At 56.9% G+C, this 25220-nt stretch carries 23 protein-coding genes; 2 read left to right on the top strand and 21 right to left on the bottom strand.

Annotated features, from left to right (window positions below; genetic code table 11):
- Positions 1-51: 51 nt before the first annotated feature.
- Positions 52-1271, top strand: a protein-coding gene (locus ACLCGK_RS05105) for an IS3 family transposase (RefSeq protein ID WP_410951412.1) whose coding sequence is annotated in 2 segments (ribosomal slippage) — positions 52-388 and positions 388-1271 — 1221 coding nt in all. Because the reading frame shifts where the segments join, the coding sequence is not laid out codon by codon here.
- A gap of 147 nt (positions 1272-1418) precedes the next feature.
- On the opposite strand, the gene ACLCGK_RS05100 is transcribed toward ACLCGK_RS05105, so the two are convergent.
- Entirely contained in the window at positions 1419-1742 is a 324-nt protein-coding gene (locus ACLCGK_RS05100) for an antitoxin Xre/MbcA/ParS toxin-binding domain-containing protein (protein WP_410951411.1), read from the bottom strand.
- 330 nt (positions 1743-2072) lie between these two features.
- On the opposite strand from ACLCGK_RS05100, the gene ACLCGK_RS05095 reads away from it, so the two are divergent.
- Positions 2073-2996, top strand: a complete 924-nt coding sequence (locus ACLCGK_RS05095) for a TniQ family protein (RefSeq protein ID WP_410951410.1) — start codon at positions 2073-2075, stop codon at positions 2994-2996.
- Here the strand turns inward: ACLCGK_RS05095 and ACLCGK_RS05090 are convergent.
- The 20 genes from ACLCGK_RS05090 to mnmG form a co-directional block, all read right to left on the bottom strand.
- Positions 2968-4446 carry a TnsD family Tn7-like transposition protein gene (locus ACLCGK_RS05090; protein ID WP_410951409.1) on the bottom strand — a complete coding sequence of 493 codons (1479 nt, stop codon included), beginning with the start codon at positions 4444-4446 and terminating at the stop codon, positions 2968-2970. The genes ACLCGK_RS05095 and ACLCGK_RS05090 overlap by 29 nt on opposite strands.
- A gap of 24 nt (positions 4447-4470) precedes the next feature.
- Positions 4471-5919, bottom strand: coding sequence for an ATP-binding protein (locus ACLCGK_RS05085; protein WP_410951408.1), 1449 nt, complete (start codon positions 5917-5919; stop codon positions 4471-4473).
- On the bottom strand, positions 5916-8084 hold the full coding sequence (locus ACLCGK_RS05080; RefSeq protein WP_410951407.1) for a transposase: 2169 nt from the start codon (positions 8082-8084) through the stop codon (positions 5916-5918). Before ACLCGK_RS05080 ends, ACLCGK_RS05085 begins: the two co-directional genes overlap by 4 nt.
- Positions 8077-8976, bottom strand: coding sequence for a TnsA endonuclease N-terminal domain-containing protein (locus ACLCGK_RS05075; protein WP_410951448.1), 900 nt, complete (start codon positions 8974-8976; stop codon positions 8077-8079). The genes ACLCGK_RS05080 and ACLCGK_RS05075 overlap by 8 nt, the downstream gene beginning before the upstream one ends.
- Before the next feature lie 266 nt (positions 8977-9242).
- Complete coding sequence (gene glmS, locus ACLCGK_RS05070; protein ID WP_410951406.1) at positions 9243-11078, bottom strand: glutamine--fructose-6-phosphate transaminase (isomerizing); 1836 nt, start codon at positions 11076-11078, stop codon at positions 9243-9245.
- 3 nt (positions 11079-11081) lie between these two features.
- Complete coding sequence (locus ACLCGK_RS05065) at positions 11082-11858, bottom strand: DeoR/GlpR family DNA-binding transcription regulator (protein WP_015268400.1); 777 nt, start codon at positions 11856-11858, stop codon at positions 11082-11084.
- A gap of 307 nt (positions 11859-12165) precedes the next feature.
- Positions 12166-13533, bottom strand: a complete 1368-nt coding sequence (gene glmU, locus ACLCGK_RS05060; protein ID WP_410951405.1) for a bifunctional UDP-N-acetylglucosamine diphosphorylase/glucosamine-1-phosphate N-acetyltransferase GlmU — start codon at positions 13531-13533, stop codon at positions 12166-12168.
- Positions 13534-13656: 123 nt separating this feature from the next.
- Positions 13657-14076 carry a F0F1 ATP synthase subunit epsilon gene (locus ACLCGK_RS05055; RefSeq protein ID WP_003260039.1) on the bottom strand — a complete coding sequence of 140 codons (420 nt, stop codon included), beginning with the start codon at positions 14074-14076 and terminating at the stop codon, positions 13657-13659.
- Between the two features lie 43 nt (positions 14077-14119).
- On the bottom strand, positions 14120-15496 hold the full coding sequence (gene atpD, locus ACLCGK_RS05050) for a F0F1 ATP synthase subunit beta (protein WP_013974904.1): 1377 nt from the start codon (positions 15494-15496) through the stop codon (positions 14120-14122).
- 27 nt (positions 15497-15523) lie between these two features.
- The gene (gene atpG / locus ACLCGK_RS05045) at positions 15524-16384 is read right to left on the bottom strand and encodes a F0F1 ATP synthase subunit gamma (protein WP_013974905.1); all 861 of its coding nucleotides are present in this window, start codon (positions 16382-16384) and stop codon (positions 15524-15526) included.
- 48 nt (positions 16385-16432) lie between these two features.
- A complete protein-coding gene (gene atpA, locus ACLCGK_RS05040; RefSeq protein ID WP_013974906.1) occupies positions 16433-17977 on the bottom strand; it encodes a F0F1 ATP synthase subunit alpha in 1545 nt (514 codons plus the stop codon).
- Positions 17978-17998: 21 nt separating this feature from the next.
- Entirely contained in the window at positions 17999-18535 is a 537-nt protein-coding gene (locus tag ACLCGK_RS05035) for a F0F1 ATP synthase subunit delta (protein ID WP_003260034.1), read from the bottom strand.
- Positions 18536-18547: 12 nt separating this feature from the next.
- Complete coding sequence (locus ACLCGK_RS05030) at positions 18548-19018, bottom strand: F0F1 ATP synthase subunit B (protein WP_003260032.1); 471 nt, start codon at positions 19016-19018, stop codon at positions 18548-18550.
- A gap of 56 nt (positions 19019-19074) precedes the next feature.
- On the bottom strand, positions 19075-19332 hold the full coding sequence (atpE, locus tag ACLCGK_RS05025; RefSeq protein ID WP_003097235.1) for a F0F1 ATP synthase subunit C: 258 nt from the start codon (positions 19330-19332) through the stop codon (positions 19075-19077).
- 144 nt (positions 19333-19476) lie between these two features.
- Positions 19477-20346: a F0F1 ATP synthase subunit A gene (gene atpB / locus ACLCGK_RS05020; protein ID WP_003260030.1), complete on the bottom strand. Its 870-nt coding sequence runs from the start codon at positions 20344-20346 to the stop codon at positions 19477-19479.
- A gap of 16 nt (positions 20347-20362) precedes the next feature.
- A complete protein-coding gene (locus ACLCGK_RS05015) occupies positions 20363-20770 on the bottom strand; it encodes a F0F1 ATP synthase subunit I (protein WP_008092225.1) in 408 nt (135 codons plus the stop codon).
- A gap of 149 nt (positions 20771-20919) precedes the next feature.
- Positions 20920-21792, bottom strand: coding sequence for a ParB/RepB/Spo0J family partition protein (locus ACLCGK_RS05010; RefSeq protein WP_003260029.1), 873 nt, complete (start codon positions 21790-21792; stop codon positions 20920-20922).
- A gap of 9 nt (positions 21793-21801) precedes the next feature.
- On the bottom strand, positions 21802-22593 hold the full coding sequence (locus tag ACLCGK_RS05005; protein WP_012274913.1) for a ParA family protein: 792 nt from the start codon (positions 22591-22593) through the stop codon (positions 21802-21804).
- A gap of 18 nt (positions 22594-22611) precedes the next feature.
- Positions 22612-23262 (bottom strand): 16S rRNA (guanine(527)-N(7))-methyltransferase RsmG, encoded by a 651-nt coding sequence (rsmG, locus tag ACLCGK_RS05000; protein ID WP_013970242.1) that lies wholly within the window; start codon positions 23260-23262, stop codon positions 22612-22614.
- Complete coding sequence (gene mnmG / locus ACLCGK_RS04995; RefSeq protein WP_015268403.1) at positions 23259-25151, bottom strand: tRNA uridine-5-carboxymethylaminomethyl(34) synthesis enzyme MnmG; 1893 nt, start codon at positions 25149-25151, stop codon at positions 23259-23261. The genes rsmG and mnmG overlap by 4 nt, the downstream gene beginning before the upstream one ends.
- Between the last annotated feature and the right edge of the window lie 69 nt (positions 25152-25220).

The raw sequence follows: 25220 nt of genomic DNA, 5'->3' as shown, positions 1-25220 counted from the left end.
ACAGGACACCGTTTCCCCCTTACGATAAGGGATAGGCAAACGGTTATGTTTATGACTAACAGCAACGATAAGAGTGGTGAGCTTTTGGGACAGGAGCGGCGGCGCCGCTGGAGCCCGGAGCAAAAGCTGGCCATGGTTCGCGAGAGCCTTGAGCCAGGGCAAAGTGTGTCGGTCGTCGCTCGGCGAAACGGTATCAATGCCAATCAACTGTTCCTGTGGCGCAAGCTGTATCAGGACGGCAGCCTGTCGGCGGTCAGTGCCGGCGAAGCCGTGGTGCCGGCCTCCGAGCTGAGCGATGCGCTCAAGCAGATCCGTGAACTGCAACGGATGCTGGGCAAGAAAACAATGGAAGCCGAAATCCTCAGAGAGGCCGTGGAGATCGCCCGGTCGAGAAAATGGATTGCGCACTCACCCTTGTTGCCGGGGGACGACCAGTGAAGCTGGTCAGCGAATGTCTCGGTGTGGCGCGCTCGCAATTAACGGTTCGAATCAAGCAATCGGTATCGCCCAAGACACGGCGATGCAGGCCTGTAAACGATGCTGAGTTGGTGGCCGAAATCCAGCAACAGGTCAGCGAACTGCCCAGCTATGGCTACCGTCGAGTCTGGGGATTGCTGCGTCGCGCCCGTGAAACCCAGTTGCTACCCGCGATCAACGTGAAGCGGGTTTACCGGGTTATGCGTGATCACAACCTGCTGCTTGAACGCCGGATCAAACAACCCGGCGTGCCGCGTCGGCACGAAGGCCGTATTGCGGTGCAAACCAGCGATACGCGTTGGTGCTCGAATGGCTTTGAATTTCGTTGCGAGGACGGCGCCAAACTGAGCGTGACCTTCGCCTTGGACTGCTGTGATCGCGAAGCCATCGGCTGGGTCGCCAGCCCAACCGGGTACAGCGGCGATGACATCCGCGACTTGATGCTGGAAAGCGTGGAAAAGCGCTTCGGTGATCAACTGCCTGCAACGCCGGTGCAGTGGCTCAGCGATAACGGTTCGGCCTACACCGCCGAACAGACGCGCCTGTTTGCTCGACAGATCGGCTTGCAGCCGGTGACCACACCGGTGCGTAGCCCACAGAGCAATGGCATGGCAGAGAGCTTCGTGAAGACGATCAAGCGCGACTACGTGGCGCACATGCCCAAGCCGGATCGAGAAACGGCGCTGCGTAACCTGGCCATTGCCTTCGAACATTACAACGAGCAGCATCCGCACAGCGACTTGAACTACCGTTCACCGAGGGAGTTCAGGCGCTTGGCAGTGGCATCAATTTAACGGGGAGTTGGTATCCGGTTTTGAAGGGGCAAGTCCAGGTTTTGTCGCTGTCAATTGAGTGATACGGGGATTACAAGGTTGTAAGTCCCGCTTGCAGAAGAAGGTAGCGTTGCGTCTTCACCGCAAACCAATTCCCCCTTAGGCAAACTACTGGTAGACACCCAAGCGTAGACGCTCAAGATAGTCCGCTACCACGCTGAACCCGAGCGACGTGTCGAGCATTTCGAAGGGTACAAAACCCATCAAATGACCGCACGGCCGACAAAGCCACTGCTCCGCGAGCATCTGAGAGCCAAATACCTTCGATGCAAGCTCCAGTCCTTTCGCATATTGGAACGCCACCGCGCTCTGCTGGGCATCCAGGCGATGGGCCTGAACTGGAAGGCTCAGACGGTGAATGCTTCTGGTCGATCTTCCTGTGATTCGCCCGACGAGGTTACGAGCCTTGAACAGGCTCGATGACTCGACCATGCACTTCACGTCGCTGAAAATGAATCCTGTTTGGATTAGACGCAGGAGCTCCAGCTGGCTCAACTCGTCAGGGTGGGTATGAAGTAGGTGGAACGTTGGTGGAAAGGCCTGCGATTCAACAGGTGGGCGCGTGCTTGTAGGATTCACTGCATCGACCTCCTCTTGTGCGTTGGCTGCCAGACTAGAGCCATTTTGATTCCCAAGCTCGTCCGACGCCCTTTCACCTTTACACCTTAGCCCAACACGATCACTAATGTGGATGCGATACCGGTGTCTTCTAACTAAAATGGCATACCGCTCGTCTAGCAACGTGTATCAGAACCTTATTTCATGAAAATTTTCGCACCATTACCTGGAGAATATATCGCATCAGCGCTTAAGCGAGGCAATGAGCTTCTAGGTATTAAATCGCTAAAAACTGAAGATTTCTATATAAAACCGATACCTCGTATTGGCTTCGGGGTAAATAAAACCTTAAGTCCCCTGCAAACAGAGTGGCGGCCGCATCAAGAATTTTATTACCCAAAGCTACTAGACGAACACAAAATTTCGGAATTAGTTCTGAACAATCACACTTTGCATCCTATGATAGCTGCCCTCGGGCGTCATCGAGCGACCGCAATCGTCACACCGAAGACTTGGGAAAAAGTTTGTCCAGATTGTGTTCGCGAAGACCTGGATAATTGCGGAACCCCCTATATTCATTGCAGGCACGTGTTGGGTTCCGTACAGGTTTGCAGTACTCATGCCTGCACTCTAATCGAGACGTGTCCGTCCTGCTCAATGCCACTTAAAAAGCACGATATTGGTCACCTAGCCAAGTGTAGCAAACACGACAAATGGCCAAGACGTCAAAAACGAGAGTTCGGATCAACCCGTCATATGTACGCACAATTTGTCGCAGATCTTTTGGACTATCGCGGCCCGATGATCAATGATGGAATAGCAGACTTTGTCGCGTATGCAAGTCTCATGATAAATCGAACTTGCGCATTCGAAAAAACCGAGCTGAATATTTCCAAACTTATCAACAAAGAAATGGGAATAGATTCGAAACTTACCACTGCAAATATTTCTACCAGCAATAAATATCCTATCTATGTGTTTCTGGGGTGCTACACCGCTAAAAACTATTTAAACTTGATTAATAATAAGTATGAGCAAGACGTCCTGCGAGAGAAGAAAAGAACGATATTTATTAAGCTTTTGTACGAGGCCAATAAAACTAATCCATATCGTCACGTATCTGCGTAAAGACTTCATTTTCGGACACGCGAGATATCCGTATTCCTGCATAACGGTAGAGAACACTCATGGCACAGTTTTCAGTCAGAGAGTATTCTCGAATTGCCCACCGGATTTTACGTAGCTGGTGGTCATGAGTAGACTCAAGCAAATCCGCCATCAACCTTATGCTCATCGGAAAGTTTTGTGGCATTTTGAGGAAAGCGGGACCGTTTTTGACACGCCTGCATAGAGCAGCACGGGTGACCTGCTGAGGCTTTCCGTCTACAGAAAGAATGATCGTCCTCGCTTTAGCGAGCTGCAATGCAAGGGCCGAGTCCCTGGATTGCCAATCGACCAAAATTCTTCGATCTCTGTGGTAGGGGTTCGCAGCAACATAACGGGCCAACCATTCCCTGTCGTTGCGGTACAACCACTGATAACCCGGCTTGTCATGACATTTGAGGTTCGCACTTTTTGCAAAGGCTATTCGCCGGGCGTGAAGGTCATCGTCATGCATGAGGTTCTCCGATTTATCACGCCGGACCACAACACCGGCGCAAATATTGGCCTCTAGACGGTAGGTCTTCAGATGTTCCAGCCCTAGATCAAGGAGCCAACACAGAAAATAGAATTTTAAGGGCTGCACGATTCGACCTTGTCGCCGCAACATCTGAAAGACCCAGTCAGCGGACCTGACCATTTCTTCAAACTCGGCGGCGCTAGGACTACACCGAAGTCGCCTGGTTAAGAAATTTCTCAGCATCTGCTCTCTAATTCGTCCAGACCTGATAAAACCCATCTCGTCCAAACGGTTCCTGAGCAAATTTCCAGCCTGAATCGTTTTCATCTCATCGGGATGGTCGAGTCCCCATAGCTGCATGCGGGCAATGGCAAAGGCCCCAGTGTGGTCACCGCAGTCCATAACCGGCGTTCCAGCAGATTCCCCCGGAAGCAACATACAACGCCAGTCTGCCCCTCCGGGAAATCTCATTGCTTGTAGTACTTCGCGGTGGCGTGGACAGATGCAAGCGCCCGAAGCCTGGTGAATACGGTGCCAATAGGCTAAGCCGCACTCCAGAGTGTCCTCTCTCACGCAGCTCTCGCAATACCTAAACGAGGCGTGTTGGAGGAAGCGCGATGCTGTAATGCCCAAGGCCATCTTGAGGCCTGTACCTCGATTACCGCCCATTAGAACGGCGGCATCGCGGCCTTTCTCGTCATTTAAAAAAGGCAAATAAAGCGGTAAAAGTGTGAAGCGCTCGATCAGCTCTCCTACGGAGATGGCACCTCCCAGACGCTCAGACAGAGCCCCTAAGCAGCACGGCAGGATAGAACCGCATGTACGCGAGTAGCTGCCGAAGAGCTCTTGGCTTGTCACACGGTATCCCGGATTCGCCGCTAGCTTGTGATAGCGCACGGCCAGGCTATAGAGCGACTCATCCGGAAACGGCTTTGGAAAGAACAGAAGATTAGCCACTGCCCTGAACTCCCCTGCCTCATGTCACCAGGAAGAATCCCTATCTACCCAGCCGCGCTGTTCGAGCTGAGCCTGAAGGTCTTCGTCCTTCGAAAAATGCACGTTAGTTAACGCGCCATCAGCAACCGGTACGACCGTACGACTTGGAGCCTTCGGCACCGATTTATCTTTGGCTAGAGGTGGAGGAGTAATCGCGGCTTGTGTAAGTAGCGAAAGATGAGCCCTGTCCGCCCGGCGAGCCAAGTCGTAGCTCATCATCTGGGCGATTTGGTCTTTTGTAGGCATCATGTCCTCGAAATCAGCAATCTGAAGAGGATCACCGCTTCGTAGGGCCTCGATGGGCTTGTGCAAAAGCCTCATTTGATTGTCATACACCTGCTGAAGCACCGTTGGCGTAATGGTGTCGATGCCCTCCCAAATTACATGGCGCTGCGCAAGCATAAGCAGTTTCGCTAGGAAATCTGTATTGCCCTGAGTGAGATCATAGATCTTGGACAGGAGCTCATTCGTCAGGGGAGCGCAGGATGCCGTCCAGTCATAGGCCCAGAGCTGGGACACCAAGTGCTCCCAAAACGGATCGTCTTCGCTGAATCGGTCAAAAGCGATTGGCCCCATTCCCGCCGCTCTTCGGGCATTGCGCAGCACACCAGAAAATAGCGGAAGCATTGCGTTGGTACCTACATAGACGAGCGGAACGCCCGCATCGTTGGATAAAGTTACGAAGAAATTCAGCAACTTTTCACGATCCTGCCCCCCTCGCGACGAGCAAAGATGCTGCATTTCATCAATTATCAAAGCACCGATGAAAAAGGTTTTGCACAGCTGACTGATGTGCTGGAGCATTACGCTGATGCTGTTGGCGGCACCACCTCTTCGCGAGTATTTTTCGACTCCTAACGCAGCATCCAGTGCCGAGAAGAATGCTGCACAAAAACCGCGTAACGAGCCGTCATGAGGACACTCAATCTTTAGCCATACAACCTGGGTTTCGATGAGAATCGCGTCTTTATATCTGCTGTGACTGATAACCTGCGGATAAAGCCTTGCTATGGAATTAAGCGCTGTGGTCTTGCCCATACCACTCAGGCCGATGAGGGTCATCGTCTCAGCGGTAGACATGAATCCATGGCCCTTGGCTTCCGCTGAGGAAGGCAACCGATGCCTAACAGAGGAGGCCAACAGAGGATTGCGGCCCGTATATCCGTACCGAATCAGCTGGCTGAAGAGGTCTTCAAGACGCAGGTGGATTTCAAATGGAACCACAACATCTTTCAGCCGGTTGATCCCGTGGCCGCGAAGCTTCGGGGGCAACGCTCGTTCGGCCTCGTCGGGCTTTGGCGGGAGGTTCCCAACGCGTCTGACCACATCAACATCCGAAAGAATTCTAGGCAAGCATTCGATCAGCGGGTTCCCATCGTACTGAGGCATGCCTGTAGGAATGTATTCTGCGGGGGAGAAGGTCAAATCGTTCATGTCTCAGCCTCGCTTCCCTCGCTGACCACTAGTTTTAGAAACGCCGCGCTTCTCGCGGAACTGGGCCTGCCGGTGACTAGCTTAGAATTTTCTGCCACAGGAGACGTGTTATCCACAACGCGTAGCTGATTCAGATCAGCGGTATGGGAATCGCGCTCGGTCTGAGCTTCGGTAGCACGCTTGGCACGTTTGTCCCGCTTGAAATCTGCATTCGATTTCGGGTCACCCTGCGCGGCACGTTTGGATTTGGCACGGTCAAGGATTTCCTCTTGCCGCCCCCTTACCAGCGCCGCAGTATTATCACTGTCATAACGAGCATCCGGCGAAACCTGGTTCAGGACATGGATCATATCAAGAACCTCCTCCATACGGAGTCCACCATATTTCTGCCTTTGCTGCGGTACAATAGTTAAAGCCTCAAAACCTGCTTCGGACTTGATCCAACAATTTTCAATAGAGTTAGGATCATAGAATACTCGAACATATTTCGTCCGCAGGTTGTGCGAGCGCTCCAACCACTCCTCACGCAATGCTGTTTGACATGTATACTGTACTCCTTGGAAAACAATACCGCCTCGACTGATACGACACTCCTGAGATGGCAATAAGGCAATTTTCAACTCAGCCGGAGATACCACTTTTGAATTTATTGGACTATTAGCCTTCGACCAATTCCAAACCGCAATAGGCGTTGCTTCTACACCGTCAGCAATCATCTCGCGATTTAAAAGGTGTGGTATTCGTAGGCTTTTATTGTGCGCCAAGACTCCTACAATAACCATTTCGGTGAACTCGTCGATATCCAAAATCGCATCGAGTTGGTAGTCCCTATCGCCACGCTCCATTTTGCGAGCATCCACTCCGCCTGGGATAAATTTCAAGTCGAGGTGTTCATTGATGAGACGGAAGCGGCTCTCAATGATCCCTTTCCAATCAGGCCTGAAGGGAGGCAAAATTTCCACCGCTAGCCCCAAGCTTTGCGATAGCGTTGCCCCTGCCTCGCTTAGAAGCTCTGCCCGGTCAGCAACAATTTCGACTGGCAGGTGCGAGCATGGCCAGTCAGCCTCATCGATATCAACATTGTATCGCTTGCAAAACTCAACCTTTGGGGTGCAAGCGTTGTATATCGCGTGTCGAGCCCCGTTCCAGCTGGGTCCCTCAAGGCCCACGTGAATCCCTACAATCATTCTAGTATAGGTATCGACGACCACATAAAGTATGGGGCGCCCAATGAGCCATAGCCTGTTAACGCGATGCACTAAATAGACATCAGCGATGGTGGAATCTATCTCGTATCGGTGGGCTGCCCCCATCAGGCCTTGAGACGCTGAGCCAACGATAGCACGATGATCCTTGTTGTATCGGATAGAACCGCCACGCACCTTGAGTTTATAAAGATCATCGAAAAACAATTTACCGTGATATCTAAGCTGGGTAGTAGTCGGGTAACTGCCGCGTACAATATTCCCTTTCGAGCCATCTGGGAGAGTTTCTCTATAAAATTTGTTTAACATCCACTTATGGGCATCTTTCAGGGTGCCGCATTTGCCGCTGGCGACCCGCCCGTAAGCTAAACGGATATGAGAGAGATGGCGCTGCTCGAGCGTGATGGCCCCACCATCATTAACAACGACACCAAGATACTTACGCGGCCTACCGGGGATAATGCCTGAGGATCGATCCTTTTTCTTCCCTCGTCCACCGCAAGCGCTAGTGTTCCAAAGAAACGCGTTAGGTGTCTGACCCATGCTCCAGTAGCGGTATAAAAGCCGGTATATCTGCTTACGCTCTACTCCTGTCTCTAGGGCATGCCTAGCAACAAGCCCCCCGAATCCCGGCCCAAGAATTTCCAAGGCGGAGCGATCTTCTACTAAACCTCTTAAAAGGTTCCAATTTCGATTACGGCTAGCTTTTTCATTTTCACTAATTTCATCATCGCATCTGAGCAGATGTAAAGGGACCATTTCTGGACTTAAGACTGCGCGCCCTGAATCAATATCGTCAATCAAAACGGACTTGTCAATCGGCCACGGCTTGCTGGGATTCGTACTCAGCTCAATTACAATAACAGAATCATTATTTATGCCTAATATCCTAACCACTTTTTTTAGTAGGCTAGGTTCTACTCCAGGAGTAACAATGCTGTTGACTTTAAGATCAAGCATGATGGGAAACCTCGCTTGGCAGAGACAAAGCCGCTGACCTTTGGCTCGGCCATACGTGCAACGGCTGCGACAAGCTTATTACTTTCGAGGTAAGATCAGACTCTAAACGACCGATCCATAGCAGGTGATGAAAGAGGCGCTTTACGCCCATATACTCAATGTATAGGTCACGAGACGCCTTATCAAAAAGAACTTTTAACGGTATTTGATCAGTATTTGCCCCCTCGATGTATTCAAGCAAGTTGCCGATGTTCTTCTCCGTCGGCAAAGAGGGATGGATACTGGCGTATGTCCTGAGAATCCTGAGGTTTGCTAACTTTATCTTCGAGAGGTTTTCGTGCAGGACCAACTTCCAGTCCACGCCCCTCATTGCCCAGTATTTTTTCTCAATGGCTAGCTTTTCAGCTATTCGATTCCGCGCATGAAGATCAGCCTGCTCTAATTCTTTTCGATATTTCACTGAGCGAGCAGCTAGCCTGGCTTCGCCAGAGGAATCCAAAAAGGTAATGAGAAAGTCCGTCGTCATAACGACAGGTATTTGCGTGCCAGGATATACAGGGTGCCTACAGTTAATGCTTGAGGCAATTGCTTGGGTCTCAGCCTGTGTCAGCAGAGGATACTGCTCTCGAATATCGATGATCGAGGCATTATGCTCAAGAACAGTGAGGTAATCTCGCTCTGCATTGGACAGCAGGTGGTGAGTGCGATGAATTTTTACTCCCGCAATCATATGAGAGACACCCTTTGATTTGATATCCCACACCTTGATCCATGGCTTATAGGAATCTCTCACTCCATTTCCACGACCCGATTGAATTTTTTTATCTATTTTTGACTGGGTCATCAGCAAGCGATGCGCGGCCTTGACCGGAGCTATGGGCACAGATGCCATGTTCGAGACGCTCATGATTGGGCGACCCGCTCGACCAGGACGAGGAAGGGTGTCGTGCAAAAAGGACACGCCAGAGAGCGGGCTCAGCCAGGACAACAGTCACAGCGATGCGTAGAGGATTGTCACCCGAATCTTCAAGGCCTGGCTCCGGCCCGATGTGCGGTCGGAGCCTGCCTTGTGACAACCTTTATTACGTTGTGACAACCTTTATTGTTTTGTGACAACCTTTATTATTCAAAAACAGCAAAGCGCCCCTGGCTTCTGGCTTACTCGACCGTAACCGACTTGGCCAGGTTACGCGGCTGGTCCACGTCGGTGCCCTTGAGCACGGCCACGTAGTAAGACAGCAGCTGCAGCGGGATGGTATACAGGATCGGCGCCAGGGCGTCGGCGATGTGCGGCACCTTGATCACGTGGGTACCTTCGCCATTTGTCATGCCGGCCTGCTCGTCGGCAAACACTACCAGCTCGCCACCACGGGCGCGTACTTCCTGCAGGTTGGACTTCAGCTTCTCCAGCAGTTCGTTGTTCGGCGCAACGGTTACCACTGGCATGTCGTTGTCCACCAGCGCCAGCGGGCCGTGCTTCAGCTCGCCTGCCGGGTAGGCTTCGGCGTGGATGTAGGAGATTTCCTTGAGCTTGAGCGCACCTTCCATCGCCACCGGGTACTGCGCACCACGGCCGAGGAACAGGGTGTGGTGCTTGTCGGCGAATAGCTCGGCGATTTTCTCGACGGTGGCGTCCATGGCCAGGGCTTCGCCCAGGCGGGCCGGCAGGCGGCGCAGTTCATCAACCAGCTCGGCTTCGACGCCAGCTTCCAGGGTACCGCGCACCTGGCCCAGGGCCAGGGTCAGCAGCATCAGCGAAACCAGTTGGGTGGTGAAGGCTTTGGTCGAGGCCACGCCGATTTCCGGGCCGGCCAGGGTCAACAGGGTCAGGTCCGACTCACGCACCAGCGAGCTGATACCGACGTTGCAGATCGCCAGGCTGCCGAGGAAGCCCAGCTCCTTGGCGTTGCGCAGTGCGGCCAGGGTGTCGGCGGTTTCGCCAGACTGCGAGATGGAGACGAACAGAGTGTCCGGCTGCACCACCACCTTGCGGTAACGGAACTCACTGGCTACTTCGACCTGGCACGGGATCCCGGCCAGGCTTTCCAGCCAGTAACGGGCGACCATGCCGGCATGGTAGCTGGTACCACAGGCAACGATCTGCACGTTGCGCACCTTGGCGAACAGTTCGGCAGCCTGCGGGCCGAAGGCCTGGACCATCACGTTGTCCTTGCCCAGGCGGCCTTCCAGGGTGCGCTGCACCACGCTTGGCTGCTCGTGAATTTCCTTGAGCATGAAGTGGCGGTAGGTACCTTTGTCGGCAGCTTCGGCACCTTCGTGGTACTGCACGGTTTCGCGCTGGACCTTGTGGCCATCCTGGTCCCAGATGGAGACCTGGTCACGGCGAATTTCGGCGATGTCGCCTTCTTCCAGGTACATGAAGCGGTCGGTGACCTGGCGCAGGGCCAGCTGGTCGGACGCCAGGAAGTTCTCGCCCAGGCCCAGGCCGATGACCAGCGGGCTGCCACTGCGTGCGGCTACCAGGCGGTCAGGTTGCTTGGCACTGATCAGCGCCAGGCCGTAAGCACCATGCAAGCGCTTCACCGCAGCCTTCAGGGCATCGGTCAAGTCCGGAATGCTCTTCAGGGTGTGGTGGATCAGGTGGACGATGACTTCGGTATCGGTCTGCGAAGTGAAGACATAGCCAAGGCCCTTCAGCTCTTCGCGCAGTTCTTCGTGGTTCTCGATGATGCCGTTGTGCACCACGGCCACTTCATTGCCCGAAAAGTGCGGGTGGGCGTTGCCCTCGGTCGGCGCACCGTGGGTGGCCCAGCGAGTGTGGGCGATGCCCAGCTGGCCGGCCAGTGGCTCAGCAGCAACAGCGGCTTCCAGTTCACTGACCTTGCCGATACGGCGACGGCGCTGCAGTTCACCGTTCTGGGTGAGGACGGCCAGGCCGGCGCTGTCGTACCCGCGGTACTCAAGACGCTTGAGGCCTTCGATCAGGATGGCTGTGATGTTGCGCTCGGCGACGGCACCAACGATTCCACACATGGTTTATTGCTCCTGGCTGATCGCGGCGCAGATCAGGTTGATGCCGCGGGCTTGAATTTGTTCGCGTGCCGCTGCGGGCAGGCGTTCGTCAGTAATAAGGGTGTGCACGCTGCCCCAGGGCAGCTCGAGGTTGGGGATCTTGCGCCCTACCTTGTCCGATTCGACCATCACGATCACTTCGCGGGCGACTTCGGCCATGACCCGGCTCAGGCCGAGAAGTTCGTTGAAGGTGGTGGTGCCGCGGCCGAGATCGATACCGTCGGCGCCTATGAACAGTTGGTCGAAATCGTAAGAGCGCAACACCTGCTCAGCCACCTGGCCCTGGAACGACTCGGAATGAGGGTCCCAGGTACCACCGGTCATCAGCAGCACCGGCTCGTGTTCAAGGTCGCAGATGGCGCGGGCCACGTTCATCGAATTGGTCATCACCACCAGGCCAGGATGGCGGCCCAGTTCGGGGATCATGGCTGCCGTGGTGCTGCCGCTGTCGATGATGATGCGCGCATGTTCGCGGATACGCGCCACAGCAGCGCGGGCGATCGCCTTTTTATAGGAAGACACCGGCTGGGCAGGTTCACCGAGCAGCTCTTGAGGCACCGGGACCGCGCCACCATAACGCCGTAGCAACAGGCCATTGGTTTCCAGGGCAGCGAGGTCCTTGCGGATGGTGACCTCCGAGGTAGCGAAACGCTTGGCCAACGCGTCCACACTCACCTCGCCCTGCTCGCTGAGCAAAGCCAGGATGTTGTGCCGCCGCTGCGGGGTGTTTCGTTTCGACATGAGCGCTTAAGTTTCGATTCGAAAGATAATGATGGCAATCAAAACCTAAGATGAGCGATTCGTCAAGTCGTCACTGCCCTGTGGATAGATTCTCTCTGCACTGGCGCGGCCCCTGTAGGAGCGGCCTTGTGTCGCGATGGGCCGCAGCGCGGCCCCAGGGGTTTTCGAGGCAACACAGAAATTGTCGGGCCTACTTTGCAGTCCGTCGCGACACAAGGCCGCTCCTACAGAGGCTGCGATATGCCGCAAAATAAAAAGCCGACCTATTTACATAAGTCGGCTTTCGATCGAAACAGCTGTGTATAACTCAGCTCTTCTTGATCTTCTCCGGCCGCTTCCAACCCGAGATGTTGCGCTGACGCGCACGAGCCACCGCCAGGTCGCCTGCCTCCACGGTCTGGGTGATAGTCGAACCGGCAGCTGTGGTCGCACCAGCCTTGATTTCCACAGGCGCTACCAACGAGTTGTTGGAGCCGATGAACACGTCCTCGCCCATCACGGTCTTGAACTTGTTGGCGCCATCGTAGTTGCAGGTGATGGTGCCGGCGCCGATGTTGGTGCGTGCACCGATTTCGGCATCGCCCAGGTAGGTCAGGTGACCGGCCTTGGCGCCTTCCCCGAGGTGGGCGTTTTTCAGTTCGACGAAGTTACCCACATGGGCCTTGGCGTCCAGCACGCTACCCGGGCGCAGGCGGGCGAACGGGCCGGCATCGCTGCCCTCGCCCATCACGGCACCTTCGAGGTGGCTGTTGGCCTTGACCACTGCACCTTTGCGCAGGGTGGTGTTCTTGATCACACAGTTCGGGCCGATCTGCACATCGTCCTCGATGACCACCTTGCCTTCGAGAATCACGTTGATATCGATCAGCACGTCACGGCCAACGGTCACTTCACCGCGGACATCGAAGCGCGCCGGGTCGCGCAGGGTCACACCCTGGGCCATCAGGCGACGACCTTCGCGCAACTGGTAGTGGCGCTCCAGCTCGGACAGCTGGCGACGGTCGTTGGCGCCCTGCACTTCCATCGGGTCGTGCGGCTGTTCAGTAGCCACCACCAGGCCATCGGCCACAGCCATGGCGATGACGTCGGTCAGGTAATACTCGCCCTGAGCGTTGTTGTTCGACAGGCGGCCCATCCAGTCGGCCAGGCGCGCGGCTGGCAGGGCCAGAATACCGGTGTTGCCTTCCTTGATTGCTTTCTGCTCATCGTTGGCGTCCTTGTGCTCAACGATGGCGGTCACCTTGCCCTGCTCGTCACGCACGATGCGGCCATAGCCGGTCGGGTCGTCGAGGGTCACCGTGAGCAGGCCCAGCTGCTGCTCGTTGGCCTTCGCCAGAAGACGCTGCAGGGTTTCCACTTCAATCAACGGCACATCACCGTACAGCACCAGCACGGTTTCGGCGGTCAAGGCCGGCAATGCCTGGGCAACCGCATGGCCGGTACCCAGCTGCTTGTCCTGCATGACGAAGTTCAGGTCGTCGGCGGCCAGGCGCTCGCGAACCAGCTCGGCACCATGGCCAATGACCACATGAATACCTTGCGGCTGCAGCTGGCGCGCGCTGTGGATAACATGGCCGAGCATGGAGTTGCCGGCAACCGGGTGCAGCACCTTGGGCAGCGCCGAGCGCATGCGGGTGCCTTGTCCGGCGGCGAGAATAACGATATCGAGTGACATTACTGGCTACCAATCCTGGGTGGTCAGTGAAATGACCGGGGGGAGAGAAATCAGAAAAAGAAAAAGGGTAGCCGAGGCTACCCTTTTACTCAATCGCAACAGAAGCTATCAGCCGAGGGCCGATTACTTGCCTCTGCGCATTTGCTGGACGGTACGCAGCTGAGCTGCGGCCTCGGCCAGACGTGCGGCGGCGGCGCCGTAGTCGAAGTCCGCGCCTTTCAGATTCAGGGCGTTCTCGGCAGCCTTGAGGGCTTCCTGAGCCTGAGCTTCATCCAGGTCTGCAGCACGTTGCACGGTATCGGCAAGCACCTTGACCATGTTCGGCTGAACCTCGAGGAAACCACCAGAGATGTAGAACACCTCTTGGGCGCCACCCTGCTTGGTCAGCGTGATCGGACCAGGCTTGAGATTGGTGATCAGCGGCGCGTGACCCGGAGCGATACCAAGATCACCTAGGTTACCGTGCGCAACTACCATCTCGACCAGGCCGGAGAAGATCTCTCCTTCCGCGCTGACGATATCGCAATGGACTGTCATAGCCATCTGCTTGCCTCAACCTGATAGCGCCCCTTGCGGGGCGCAGGAATTACAGTTTCTTGGCTTTCTCGATCGCTTCGTCGATGCTGCCGACCATGTAGAACGCTTGTTCTGGCAGGTGGTCGTAGTCACCTTTGAGGATGCCGCTGAAGCCAGCGATGGTGTCTTTCAGGGAAACGTACTTGCCTGGCGAACCGGTGAAGACTTCGGCCACGAAGAACGGCTGCGACAGGAAGCGCTGGATCTTACGAGCGCGGGCTACCAGTTGCTTGTCGGCTTCGGACAGTTCGTCCATACCCAGGATCGCGATGATGTCTTTCAGCTCTTTGTAGCGCTGCAGAACATACTGAACGCCACGAGCGGTCTCGTAGTGCTCGTTGCCGATCACGTTCGGGTCCAGCTGGCGCGAAGTCGAGTCCAGTGGGTCGACCGCTGGGTAGATACCCAGGGAGGCGATGTCACGGGACAGAACGACGGTGGCGTCCAAGTGGGCGAAGGTGGTCGCAGGCGACGGGTCGGTCAAGTCGTCCGCAGGTACGTATACGGCCTGAACGGAGGTGATCGAACCTTCCTTGGTGGAGGTGATACGCTCTTGCAGAACGCCCATCTCTTCAGCCAGGGTCGGCTGGTAACCTACTGCCGAAGGCATACGGCCCAGCAGTGCGGATACTTCGGTACCGGCCAGGGTGTAACGATAGATGTTGTCGACGAACAGCAGAACGTCGTTACCTTCGTCACGGAACTTCTCGGCCATGGTCAGGCCGGTCAGCGCTACGCGCAGACGGTTTCCTGGTGGCTCGTTCATCTGACCGTAGACCAGCGCTACCTTGTCGAGAACGTTGGAGTCCTTCATCTCGTGGTAGAAGTCGTTACCCTCACGAGTACGCTCACCCACACCAGCGAACACGGAGTAACCGCTGTGTTCCATGGCGATGTTACGGATCAGTTCCATCATGTTTACGGTCTTGCCGACACCGGCGCCACCGAACAGACCAACCTTACCACCCTTGGCGAACGGGCAAACCAGGTCGATAACCTTGATGCCGGTTTCCAGCAGGTCGTTGCCGCCTGCCTGGTCAGCGAACGAAGGCGCTGGCTGGTGGATACCGCGACGCTCTTCTTCGCCGATCGGGCCGGCCTCGTCGATCGGGTTGCCCAGTACGTCCATGATACGGCCCAGGGTGGCCTTACCAACAGGAACGGAAATGGCAGCGCCGGAGTCAACGACTTCCAGACCGCGCTTCAGGCCTTCGGTCGAGCCCATCGCAATGGTACGAACCACGCCGTCGCCCAGCTGCTGCTGAACTTCCAGGGTGGTTTCCGCGCCTTGTACTTTCAGCGCGTTGTAAACACTCGGCACGACGTCACGTGGGAATTCCACGTCGATGACGGCGCCGATGATTTGAACGATACGTCCGCTACTCATAGCTGGATCCTCTGAATATTTGAACCGTTAAACCGCGGCAGCGCCGCCGACGATTTCCGAGATCTCCTGGGTGATCGCAGCCTGACGCGCCTTGTTGTAGATCAACTGAAGCTCTTTGATCAAATCACCGGCGTTGTCTGTGGCGTTCTTCATGGCGATCATCCGGGCCGCTTGTTCAGCAGCGTTGTTCTCGACCACCGCCTGGTACACCTGCGACTCCACGTAACGCACCATCAAGCCGTCCAGCAGCTCTTTTGCGTCGGGTTCGTACAGGTAGTCCCAGTGATGCTTGAGATCCTGATCCGGGGTTGCCACCAACGGTACCAATTGCTCGACCGTTGGCTTCTGGGTCATGGTGTTGATGAACTTGTTCGAAACCACCGAGAGGCGATCGATACGGCCGTCCAGGTAGGCGTCCAGCATCACTTTGACGGAGCCGATCAGATCGTTGATCGATGGCTCTTCGCCCAAGTGGCTGATCGCGGCTACGACGTTGCCGCCAAAGATGCGGAAGAAAGTCGCACCCTTGCTGCCGATCACGCACAGGTCGATTTCCACGCCCTGTTCGCGGTTTTCGTTCATGTCCTTGACCAGGGCCTTGAACAGGTTGGTGTTCAAGCCACCGCACAGACCACGGTCACTGCTCACCACGATATAACCGGCGCGCTTTACAGGGCGCTCGATCATGAACGGGTGGCGGTATTCCGGGTTGGCGTTGGCCAGATGACCGATCACCTGGCGGATACGCTCCGCGTAAGGACGGCTAGCAGCCATGCGCATTTGTGCCTTGCGCATCTTGCTGACCGCCACTTTCTCCATGGCGCTGGTAATTTTTTGCGTGCTTTTGATGCTCGCAATCTTACTGCGAATCTCTTTTGCGCCTGCCATGTATCACCTATCAGGTTAGCAAGCGGGGGCCTGAGCCCCCGCTGCGGCTTACCAGGTCTGGGTGGCCTTGAACTTCTCGATACCGGCTTTCAGGCCTGCGTCGATTTCGTCGTTGAAGTCACCCTTCACGTTGATCTTCGCCATCAGTTCAGCGTGATCACGGTTGAAGAAGGCGATCAGTGCTTGCTCGAAGCTACCAATCTTGGAGACTTCTACGTCAGTCAGGAAGCCACGCTCAGCGGCGTACAGCGACAGAGCCATGTCCGCGATGGACATCGGCGCATACTGCTTCTGCTTCATCAGCTCGGTAACGCGCTGACCATGCTCCAGCTGCTTGCGGGTCGCTTCGTCCAGATCGGAAGCGAACTGGGCGAATGCAGCCAGTTCACGGTACTGAGCCAGAGCGGTACGGATACCACCGGACAGTTTCTTGATGATCTTGGTCTGAGCGGCACCACCTACGCGGGATACCGAAACACCGGCGTTCACTGCTGGGCGGATGCCCGAGTTGAACATGGCCGATTCCAGGAAGATCTGACCGTCGGTGATGGAAATCACGTTGGTCGGAACGAACGCGGAAACGTCGCCAGCCTGGGTTTCGATGATCGGCAGGGCGGTCAGGGAACCGGTCTTGCCAGTGACTGCGCCGTTGGTGAACTTCTCGACATACTCTTCCGAAACGCGCGATGCACGCTCCAGCAGACGGGAGTGGAGATAGAACACGTCGCCTGGGTACGCTTCACGTCCTGGTGGACGACGCAGCAGCAGGGAGATCTGACGGTAGGCAACGGCCTGCTTGGACAGGTCGTCGTAAACGATCAGGGCGTCTTCACCGCGGTCACGGAAGAACTCGCCCATGGTGCAGCCGGCGTATGGCGCCAGGAACTGCAGTGCGGCGGATTCCGAAGCACTGGCAACGACCACGATGGTGTTGGCCAGGGCGCCGGCTTCTTCCAGCTTGCGAACGATGTTGGCAACGGTGGAACGCTTCTGGCCGACAGCAACATAAACACAGAAAATACCGGAGTCTTTCTGGTTGATGATGGCGTCGATGGCCATGGCGGTCTTGCCGATCTGACGGTCACCGATGATCAGCTCACGCTGGCCACGGCCGACAGGGATCATGGCGTCGACGGACTTGTAGCCAGTCTGTACAGGCTGGTCTACCGACTTACGCCAGATCACGCCTGGAGCGACCTTTTCGACCGCGTCGGTTTCGGTGGTGGTCAGAGGACCTTTGCCATCGATCGGGTTACCCAGAGCGTCGACGACGCGGCCCAGCAGGCCTTTGCCGACCGGAACTTCCAGGATACGACCGGTGCACTTGGCGCTCATGCCTTCGGCGAGGGTGTCATAGGCACCCAGGATCACTGCACCTACGGAGTCTTGCTCCAGGTTCAGGGCCATGCCGAATACGCTGCCAGGGAACTCGATCATTTCGCCGTACATGACGTCGGCCAGACCGTGGATCCGCACGATACCGTCGGATACCGAAACAACGGTACCTTCGTTACGGGCTTGGGAGCTCACATCGAGGTTGTCGATGCGGCCCTTGATGATTTCACTAATTTCGGAAGGATTGAGTTGCTGCATTGCTCTGCTGCCCCTTCAAACTCAAGATTTCAATGCTTCGGCCAGTTTCGCGATTTTGCCGCGAACAGAGCCATCGATTACCAGGTCACCAGCGCGGATGACGACGCCGCCAATCAGGCTGGCATCCTCCGACGCGTGCAGGCGCACTTCCTGGCCTAACCGTGCACTGAGAACCTTGGCGAGTTTGTCTTGCTGTTCTTGGTTCAACGCGAAGGCACTGGTGACTTCCACGTCCACGGATTTCTCTTGCTCGGCCTTGTACAGGTCGAACAGGGCGGCAATCTCCGGCAGAAGCAGGAGACGGTCGTTTTCCGCGGCAACATGAATGAAATTCCGTGCCTGTGCATTGAACTTGTCACCGCACACGTCAATGAACGTGGCGGCCTTTTCTGCGCTCGTCAGTCGCGGGGCCTTGAGCAGGCGCTGCATGGTGTCGTCTTGCGACACCGCAGCAGCCAGGCCGAGCATGGCTGACCAATTGGCCAGTTGCTGATGGGCCTGGGCATGCTCAAAGGCAGCCTTAGCGTAAGGTCGGGCCAACGTGGTCAGTTCTGCCATGATCGCCCTCGCTTAAATTTCAGCGGCCAGTTTGTTAACCAGCTCCGCATGCGCGTTTTGATCGATTGTGGCGCCAAGGATCTTTTCAGCACCACCAACGGCCAGGGCACCCACTTGGGCGCGCAGGGCGTCTTTAGCGCTGTTCAGTTCCTGTTCGATCTCGGCCAGAGCCTGAGCCTTCACACGGTCAGCTTCGACGCGGGCCTGATCACGGGCTTCCTCGACAAGCTGAGCAGCGCGTTTCTTGCTTTGCTCGATGATTTCGGCTGCCTGTGCTTTAGCTTCACGCAGTTGCTGACCCGCTTTCTCTTGGGCCAGCTCCAGGTCGCGAGCTGCGCGGTTGGCAGCGTCCAAGCCGTCGGCAATCTTCTTTTGGCGCTCTTGCAGGGCAGTGATGACCGGAGGCCACACATACTTCATGCAGAAGAGTACAAAAATCAGAAAAGCAACGGATTGGCCAATCAGGGTTGCATTAATGTTCACGCCAACACCTCGCTCGGTCTTAATTCATACAGCCATCAACTCGTGGTGACGAGTGATTAGCCGGCGATCTGACCAACGAACGGATTCGCGAAGGTGAAGAACAGAGCGATACCAACACCGATCATGGTTACGGCGTCGAGCAGACCGGCAACGATGAACATTTTAACCTGCAGCATCGGAACCATTTCTGGTTGACGAGCAGCGCCTTCCAGGAACTTGCCGCCCAGCAGGCCGAAACCAATGGCGGTACCCAGAGCACCCAGGCCGATCAGCAGAGCAACAGCGATAGCGGTCAGACCAACTACAGTTTCCATCTTTCCTCCCGACTTTTACGTCGTATTGGTTAGGTTTTTAGTTTGAAGCGGTAAAACAAATCGTTTGGTACAGCATGCCCTTGCGGACTTTTTAAGCCCTCCCCCCGAACAGGCGGGGAAGGCTATCAGACACGCCAGGCGGTCTTAATGGTTATCTTCGTGAGCCATCGACAGGTAGACGATGGTCAGCATCATGAAGATGAAAGCTTGCAGGGTGATGATCAGGATGTGGAACACAGCCCACGCCCATTGCAGCACCACACCCAGGCCGCTGAGCCACAGCAGGCCGGAGCCGAACATTACAGCGATCAGGATGAACACCAGTTCGCCGGCATACATGTTGCCGAACAGACGCAGTGCCAGCGAGATCGGCTTGGCGATCAGGGTGACGAATTCCAGCAGGAAGTTGACCGGAATCAGCAGGATCTGAACGAAGATGTTCTTGCTGCCGAACGGGTGCAGGGTCAGCTCACCGATGAAGCCGCCCAGGCCCTTGACCTTGATGCTGTAGAAGATGATCAGGGCGAACACGCAGAAGGCCATGGCCAGGGTCGCGTTCGGGTCGGTGGTCGACACGGCGCGGAACGGAATGTGCGGGTCACCGGAGATCAGGATGGCCAGCTGAGGAATCCAGTCGACCGGTACCAGGTCGACGGCGTTCATCAGGAATACCCAGACGAAAATGGTCAGCGCCAGCGGAGCGATTACCGGGCTACGGCCGTGGAAGGAGTCCTTCACGCTGCCATTGACGAAGTCCACCATCACTTCTACGAAGTTCTGCAGGCCGCCAGGTTGGCCGGAAGTCGCCTTCTTGGCCGCCATGCGGAAGATGAACAGGAAGATCAGACCCAGCGCGACGGACCAACCCAGGGTGTCCAGGTGGAACGCCCAGAAGCCCATTGCCTTGGCTTCTGCAGCCGAATGGGCGAAGCCCCAGCTGCCGTCTGGTAGTTGACCGTAGGTCAGGTTCTGCAAGTGGTGCTGGATATAGCCCGAAGCGGTTTCTGCTGCCATGGTTGCCTCAAACGCCCTAAGGTCTCGAAAGTCTTTTATTCATCAGCAGGGGCGCGAACCAGCTGACCAAAAGGGTCAACACGAAGACGCCGAATACTGCTAACGGCGCCAGTGGCTTCACTCCTGCGAAGGTCAGTGCAAAAAGCACTGCCGTCAAAATCATCTTGCCTGCCTCGCCAGCGTAGAACGACTTGACGATGGCTTGTGCCGCCCGGGCCCCGCTGAAGCGAAATGCCTTCCAGGCGAAATACACATTGGGTAGCCAGGCAATCAAACCTCCGCAAAGGCCTGAATATCCACTGACCGCCCCTTTCCACTGCCACAACACCAACGTTGCCAGCAGCAGTACGACGAATTGAGCCAGCAGTACCGGGAAAACCGCCCAGCGATGGAAAGGCAGGCGGTTTGGCGTGCGGATTTCCATCACAACTGCTCCTCGGAAGTCGACCAGCAAGTCAGTTATGACTTGGCATAATTTGTGCCGACAAAATGCGCGCAGAGTATAGGGGTGGATTAACCCCTATTCAACTATTCGGTAGTGATTTCCGACTGCGCGCTACAACGGGAATTGTTTCAGCGGATGTGAGCAAGCACGCCTTGCAACTCGTCAAGCGAGTTGTAGCGAATAACCAATTGGCCTTTGCCCTTGTTGCCATGGCGGATCTGCACGGCCGAGCCCAGGCGCTCTGCGAGCCGCTGTTCAAGGCGTGCGATATCCGGATCAGGTTTGCTCGGTTCGACCGGATCAGGTTTGTCGCTGAGCCACTGACGAACCAGTGCCTCGGTTTGGCGCACGGTGAGGCCACGTGCGACAACATGACGCGCCCCCTCTTCCTGGCGGTGTTCTTCCAGGCCGAGCAATGCACGGGCGTGCCCCATCTCCAGGTCGCCATGGGCGAGCATGGTCTTGATCGCGTCAGGCAGGGTGATCAGGCGCAGCAGGTTGGCCACCGTCACCCGCGACTTGCCCACGGCATCGGCCACCTGTTGCTGGGTGAGCTCGAACTCCTGCTGCAGGCGCTGCAGGGCCAGCGCCTCTTCCAACGGGTTGAGGTCTTCGCGCTGGATGTTCTCGATCAGCGCCATGGCGATGGCGGCTTCGTCGGGCACTTCGCGGACCATCGCCGGGATCTTGTCCAGGCCAGCCTGCTGGGTGGCGCGCCAGCGGCGCTCACCGGCGATGATCTCGTAGCGGTTGCCATCGATCGGGCGCACCACGATCGGTTGCATCACGCCATGGTTGCGAATCGAGTGCGCGAGCTCTTCCAGCGCCTCCGGGTCCATGTCCCGGCGCGGCTGGTACTTGCCACGCTGGATCAGCTCGACCGGCAGGTGTTGCAGTTCTTTCTGGTCGATCTTCACAGCCTGCTCTTCGAGCGCGCTGACGGAAGGACCACTGAGCAGTGCATCCAACCCACGTCCGAGACCCCGTTTCTTGACGGCCATACGGATTCCTTAAGTTGTTTGTGCAGTGCGTGATTGACGGCGTTGACGGCGTACCAGTTCCCCGGCCAGGGCCAGATAAGCCAGCGCGCCTCGCGATTGCTTGTCGTAGGCCAGGGCCGGCATGCCGAAGCTCGGGGCCTCGGCCAGGCGAATGTTGCGCGGAATGACCGTGTCGTACAGCTGCGGGCCAAAGTGCTCCTTCAGCTGCGCCGAGACATCATTGTTCAGGCTCAGGCGCGGATCGTACATGGTCCGCAGCAGGCCCTCGATCTTCAGCTCCGGGTTCAGCCGGGCGGCGATGCGCTTGATGTTATCCACAAGGTCGCTGAGACCTTCCAGTGCGTAATACTCGCACTGCATCGGGATGATCACGCCATCTGAAGCGACCAGGGCGTTGAGCGTCAGCATCGACAGCGACGGAGGGCAATCGATGAGGATGTAGTCGTAGTTCTCGCGGATAGGCGCCAAGGCGTTGCGCAGGCGGCTCTCCTTGACCTGCATTTCCAGCAGCACCACTTCGGCGGCTGTCAGGTCACGGTTGGCCGGCAGCAACTGGAAACCACCGTGCTCGGAGTAATGCATGGCCTGGGCCAGGTCGCATTCCCCGATCAACAGGTCGTAGACCGAGTGCTCGAGCTCGTGCTTGTCCACACCGCTGCCCATGGTGGCGTTGCCCTGCGGATCGAGGTCGATCAGCAGCACACGACGCTTGGTCGCGGCCAGCGAGGCGGCGAGATTGATACAGGTGGTGGTCTTGCCCACACCACCTTTCTGGTTCGCGATTGCGAATACCTTAGCCATTGTTGCGTGTGTTCCCAGTCATGCCTTGCGGCGCAGTATCAGCAGATGGCGCTGGCCCTGGCAACCTGGAACGGTCAGGGCCTGCTCGCTTTCCACTGTGAAGTCTGCGGGCAATGCTACCAGTTCATCGGCAGGATGCAGCCCCTTCATTGCAAGCCATTGCGTCCCGGTGTCGCCCAGGTGGCGGGTCCAGTTGGTGAAGTTCTCCATGCTGCTGAAGGCGCGGGAGATGATTCCGCTGAACGGTTGTGTCGGCTGGAAGGCTTCGACCCGACTGTGGATAACCGTGAGGTTGTCCAACTTGAGCTCCATTTTCACCTGGGTCAGGAAGCGGGTCTTCTTGCCGTTGGCGTCCAGCACCGTCACGCGCTTGTGCGGATGCAGGATAGCCAATGGGATGCCGGGCATGCCACCGCCACTGCCGACATCCAGCCAGTTGTCACGCTCGCTGTGGATAAACGGCATGACACTGAGGCTGTCGAGCAGGTGACGCGACACCATCTCGTCGGGGTCGCGCACGGCGGTGAGGTTGTAGGCTTTGTTCCATTTGATCAACAGGGCGAGGTAGCCGAGCAGCTTCTCGTGATGCTCGGCGCTCAGCTCGACACCGAGCTGGCGCGCACCTGTGGACAACTCTTCAGCGTGTTGCGGGGTGACCAGGGAACTCAAGCGCTTTGCTCCAATTCGCGGCCAGCGCCGCGTTTTTTCAAGTGAATCAGCAACAGGGAAATCGCCGCTGGGGTCACGCCCGGGATACGCGAAGCCTGACCCAGGGTTTCCGGACGGGTCTGGCCCAGCTTGCCCTGGATTTCCTTGGACAGGCCGGAAATCGTCGAGTAATCGATATCCACAGGCAGGCGGGTGTCTTCGCTGGCACGCAGACGTGCGATTTCATCCTGCTGGCGATCAATGTAACCAGCGTACTTGGTGCGGATTTCGACCTGCTCGGCGACCTGTGGATCAATCGCTTCACCGCCGGTTGCCTCAATCAGCCCGGCGTAGTCGATTTCCGGGCGCGCCAGCAGGTTGAGGAGACTGTACTCGTGGCTGAGCGGAGTACCGAACTTATCCACAATGGCCTGGCCTTGCTCGGTGTTCGGGCGGACCCAGGTCGACTTCAGACGCTGCTCCTCGCGTTCGATGCCGTCGCGCTTGGCGCAGAAGGCGGCCCAACGCTGATCGTCGATCAGGCCAAGTTCGCGGCCCTTTTCGGTCAGGCGCAGGTCGGCGTTGTCTTCGCGCAGGATCAGGCGGTACTCGGCACGCGAAGTGAACATGCGGTACGGCTCCTGGGTACCCAGGGTAATCAGGTCGTCGACCAGTACGCCGATGTATGCCTCGTCGCGGCGCGGGCACCAGCTGTCTCGGCCCTGCGCACGCAGGGCGGCATTGGTCCCGGCCAGCAAGCCTTGTGCGCCGGCTTCTTCATAACCGGTGGTGCCGTTGATCTGGCCGGCGAAGAACAGACCGCCGATGACCTTGGTCTCGAGGCTGTACTTGAGGTCGCGCGGGTCGAAGTAGTCGTATTCGATGGCGTAGCCCGGGCGCACGATGTGTGCGTTTTCCATGCCGCGGATCGATCGCACCAGCTCCAGTTGCACATCGAACGGCAGCGAAGTGGAAATACCGTTGGGGTAAAGCTCATGGGTGGTCAGGCCTTCCGGCTCGATGAACACCTGGTGGCTTTCCTTGTCGGCGAAGCGGTGGATCTTGTCTTCGATCGACGGGCAGTAGCGCGGGCCGACACCTTCGATGACACCCGAGTACATCGGCGAACGGTCGAGGTTCGAGGCGATGATCTCGTGGGTGCGCGCATTGGTGTGGGTAATCCAGCAGCTCACCTGACGCGGGTGCATCTGGGCGTTGCCCATGAACGACATCACCGGGATCGGCGTATCGCCTGGTTGCTCGGTCATCACCGAGAAGTCCACCGAACGGCCGTCGATACGCGGCGGGGTACCGGTTTTCAGGCGGCCGACGCGCAGCGGCAGTTCACGCATGCGGTGGGCCAAGGCGATCGAAGGCGGATCACCGGCGCGACCACCGGAATGGTTTTGCAAACCAATGTGGATAAGCCCACCGAGGAAAGTACCGGTGGTCAGTACCACCGATTCGGCGAAGAAACGCAGGCCCATCTGGGTCACCACGCCTTTGACCTGGTCCTGCTCGACGATCAGGTCGTCGCAGGACTGCTGGAATATCCACAGGTTCGGCTGGTTTTCCAGGATTTCACGCACCACTGCCTTGTAGATGGCGCGGTCGGCCTGTGCACGGGTAGCGCGTACAGCCGGGCCCTTGCGGTTGTTCAGAACGCGGAACTGGATGCCGCTCTTGTCGGTGGCCAGCGCCATGGCGCCGCCGAGGGCATCGATCTCTTTGACCAGATGGCTTTTGCCAATACCGCCAATGGCGGGGTTGCAGCTCATGTGACCGAGGGTTTCCACGTTATGGGTCAACAGCAGGGTTTTCACACCCATGCGTGCAGACGCAAGCGCAGCCTCGGTACCGGCATGGCCGCCGCCGATGACGATCACTTCAAAACGGGAAGGGAAATCCACCACGCACCTCGTGCCTGTTTTTGCGAATAGAGAAGGTAAGCGGACAAGTATAGGGACTTCACCCCCTTT

The sequence above is a fragment of the Pseudomonas sp. S1(2024) genome (genome assembly GCF_046557535.1).
This window is presented reverse-complemented; position numbering and strand designations above follow the sequence as displayed.

Excerpts from the sequence above, each read along its gene's own strand:
- atpB (WP_003260030.1), bottom strand. The coding sequence starts at position 20,346 with ATGGCAGCAGAAACCGCTTCGGGCTATATCCAGCACCACTTGCAGAAC.
- ACLCGK_RS05065 (WP_015268400.1), bottom strand. The coding sequence starts at position 11,858 with ATGTCGAAACGAAACACCCCGCAGCGGCGGCACAACATCCTGGCTTTG.
- ACLCGK_RS05095 (WP_410951410.1), top strand. The coding sequence starts at position 2,073 with ATGAAAATTTTCGCACCATTACCTGGAGAATATATCGCATCAGCGCTT.
- atpA (WP_013974906.1), bottom strand. The coding sequence starts at position 17,977 with ATGCAGCAACTCAATCCTTCCGAAATTAGTGAAATCATCAAGGGCCGC.
- atpG (WP_013974905.1), bottom strand. The coding sequence starts at position 16,384 with ATGGCAGGCGCAAAAGAGATTCGCAGTAAGATTGCGAGCATCAAAAGC.
- ACLCGK_RS05080 (WP_410951407.1), bottom strand. The coding sequence starts at position 8,084 with ATGCTTGATCTTAAAGTCAACAGCATTGTTACTCCTGGAGTAGAACCT.
- glmS (WP_410951406.1), bottom strand. The coding sequence starts at position 11,078 with ATGTGTGGAATCGTTGGTGCCGTCGCCGAGCGCAACATCACAGCCATC.
- ACLCGK_RS05005 (WP_012274913.1), bottom strand. The coding sequence starts at position 22,593 with ATGGCTAAGGTATTCGCAATCGCGAACCAGAAAGGTGGTGTGGGCAAG.
- ACLCGK_RS05075 (WP_410951448.1), bottom strand. The coding sequence starts at position 8,976 with ATGGCATCTGTGCCCATAGCTCCGGTCAAGGCCGCGCATCGCTTGCTG.
- atpE (WP_003097235.1), bottom strand. The coding sequence starts at position 19,332 with ATGGAAACTGTAGTTGGTCTGACCGCTATCGCTGTTGCTCTGCTGATC.
- glmU (WP_410951405.1), bottom strand. The coding sequence starts at position 13,533 with ATGTCACTCGATATCGTTATTCTCGCCGCCGGACAAGGCACCCGCATG.
- ACLCGK_RS05100 (WP_410951411.1), bottom strand. The coding sequence starts at position 1,742 with ATGGTCGAGTCATCGAGCCTGTTCAAGGCTCGTAACCTCGTCGGGCGA.
- ACLCGK_RS05015 (WP_008092225.1), bottom strand. The coding sequence starts at position 20,770 with ATGGAAATCCGCACGCCAAACCGCCTGCCTTTCCATCGCTGGGCGGTT.
- ACLCGK_RS05010 (WP_003260029.1), bottom strand. The coding sequence starts at position 21,792 with ATGGCCGTCAAGAAACGGGGTCTCGGACGTGGGTTGGATGCACTGCTC.
- atpD (WP_013974904.1), bottom strand. The coding sequence starts at position 15,496 with ATGAGTAGCGGACGTATCGTTCAAATCATCGGCGCCGTCATCGACGTG.
- ACLCGK_RS05085 (WP_410951408.1), bottom strand. The coding sequence starts at position 5,919 with ATGAACGATTTGACCTTCTCCCCCGCAGAATACATTCCTACAGGCATG.
- ACLCGK_RS05035 (WP_003260034.1), bottom strand. The coding sequence starts at position 18,535 with ATGGCAGAACTGACCACGTTGGCCCGACCTTACGCTAAGGCTGCCTTT.
- ACLCGK_RS05055 (WP_003260039.1), bottom strand. The coding sequence starts at position 14,076 with ATGGCTATGACAGTCCATTGCGATATCGTCAGCGCGGAAGGAGAGATC.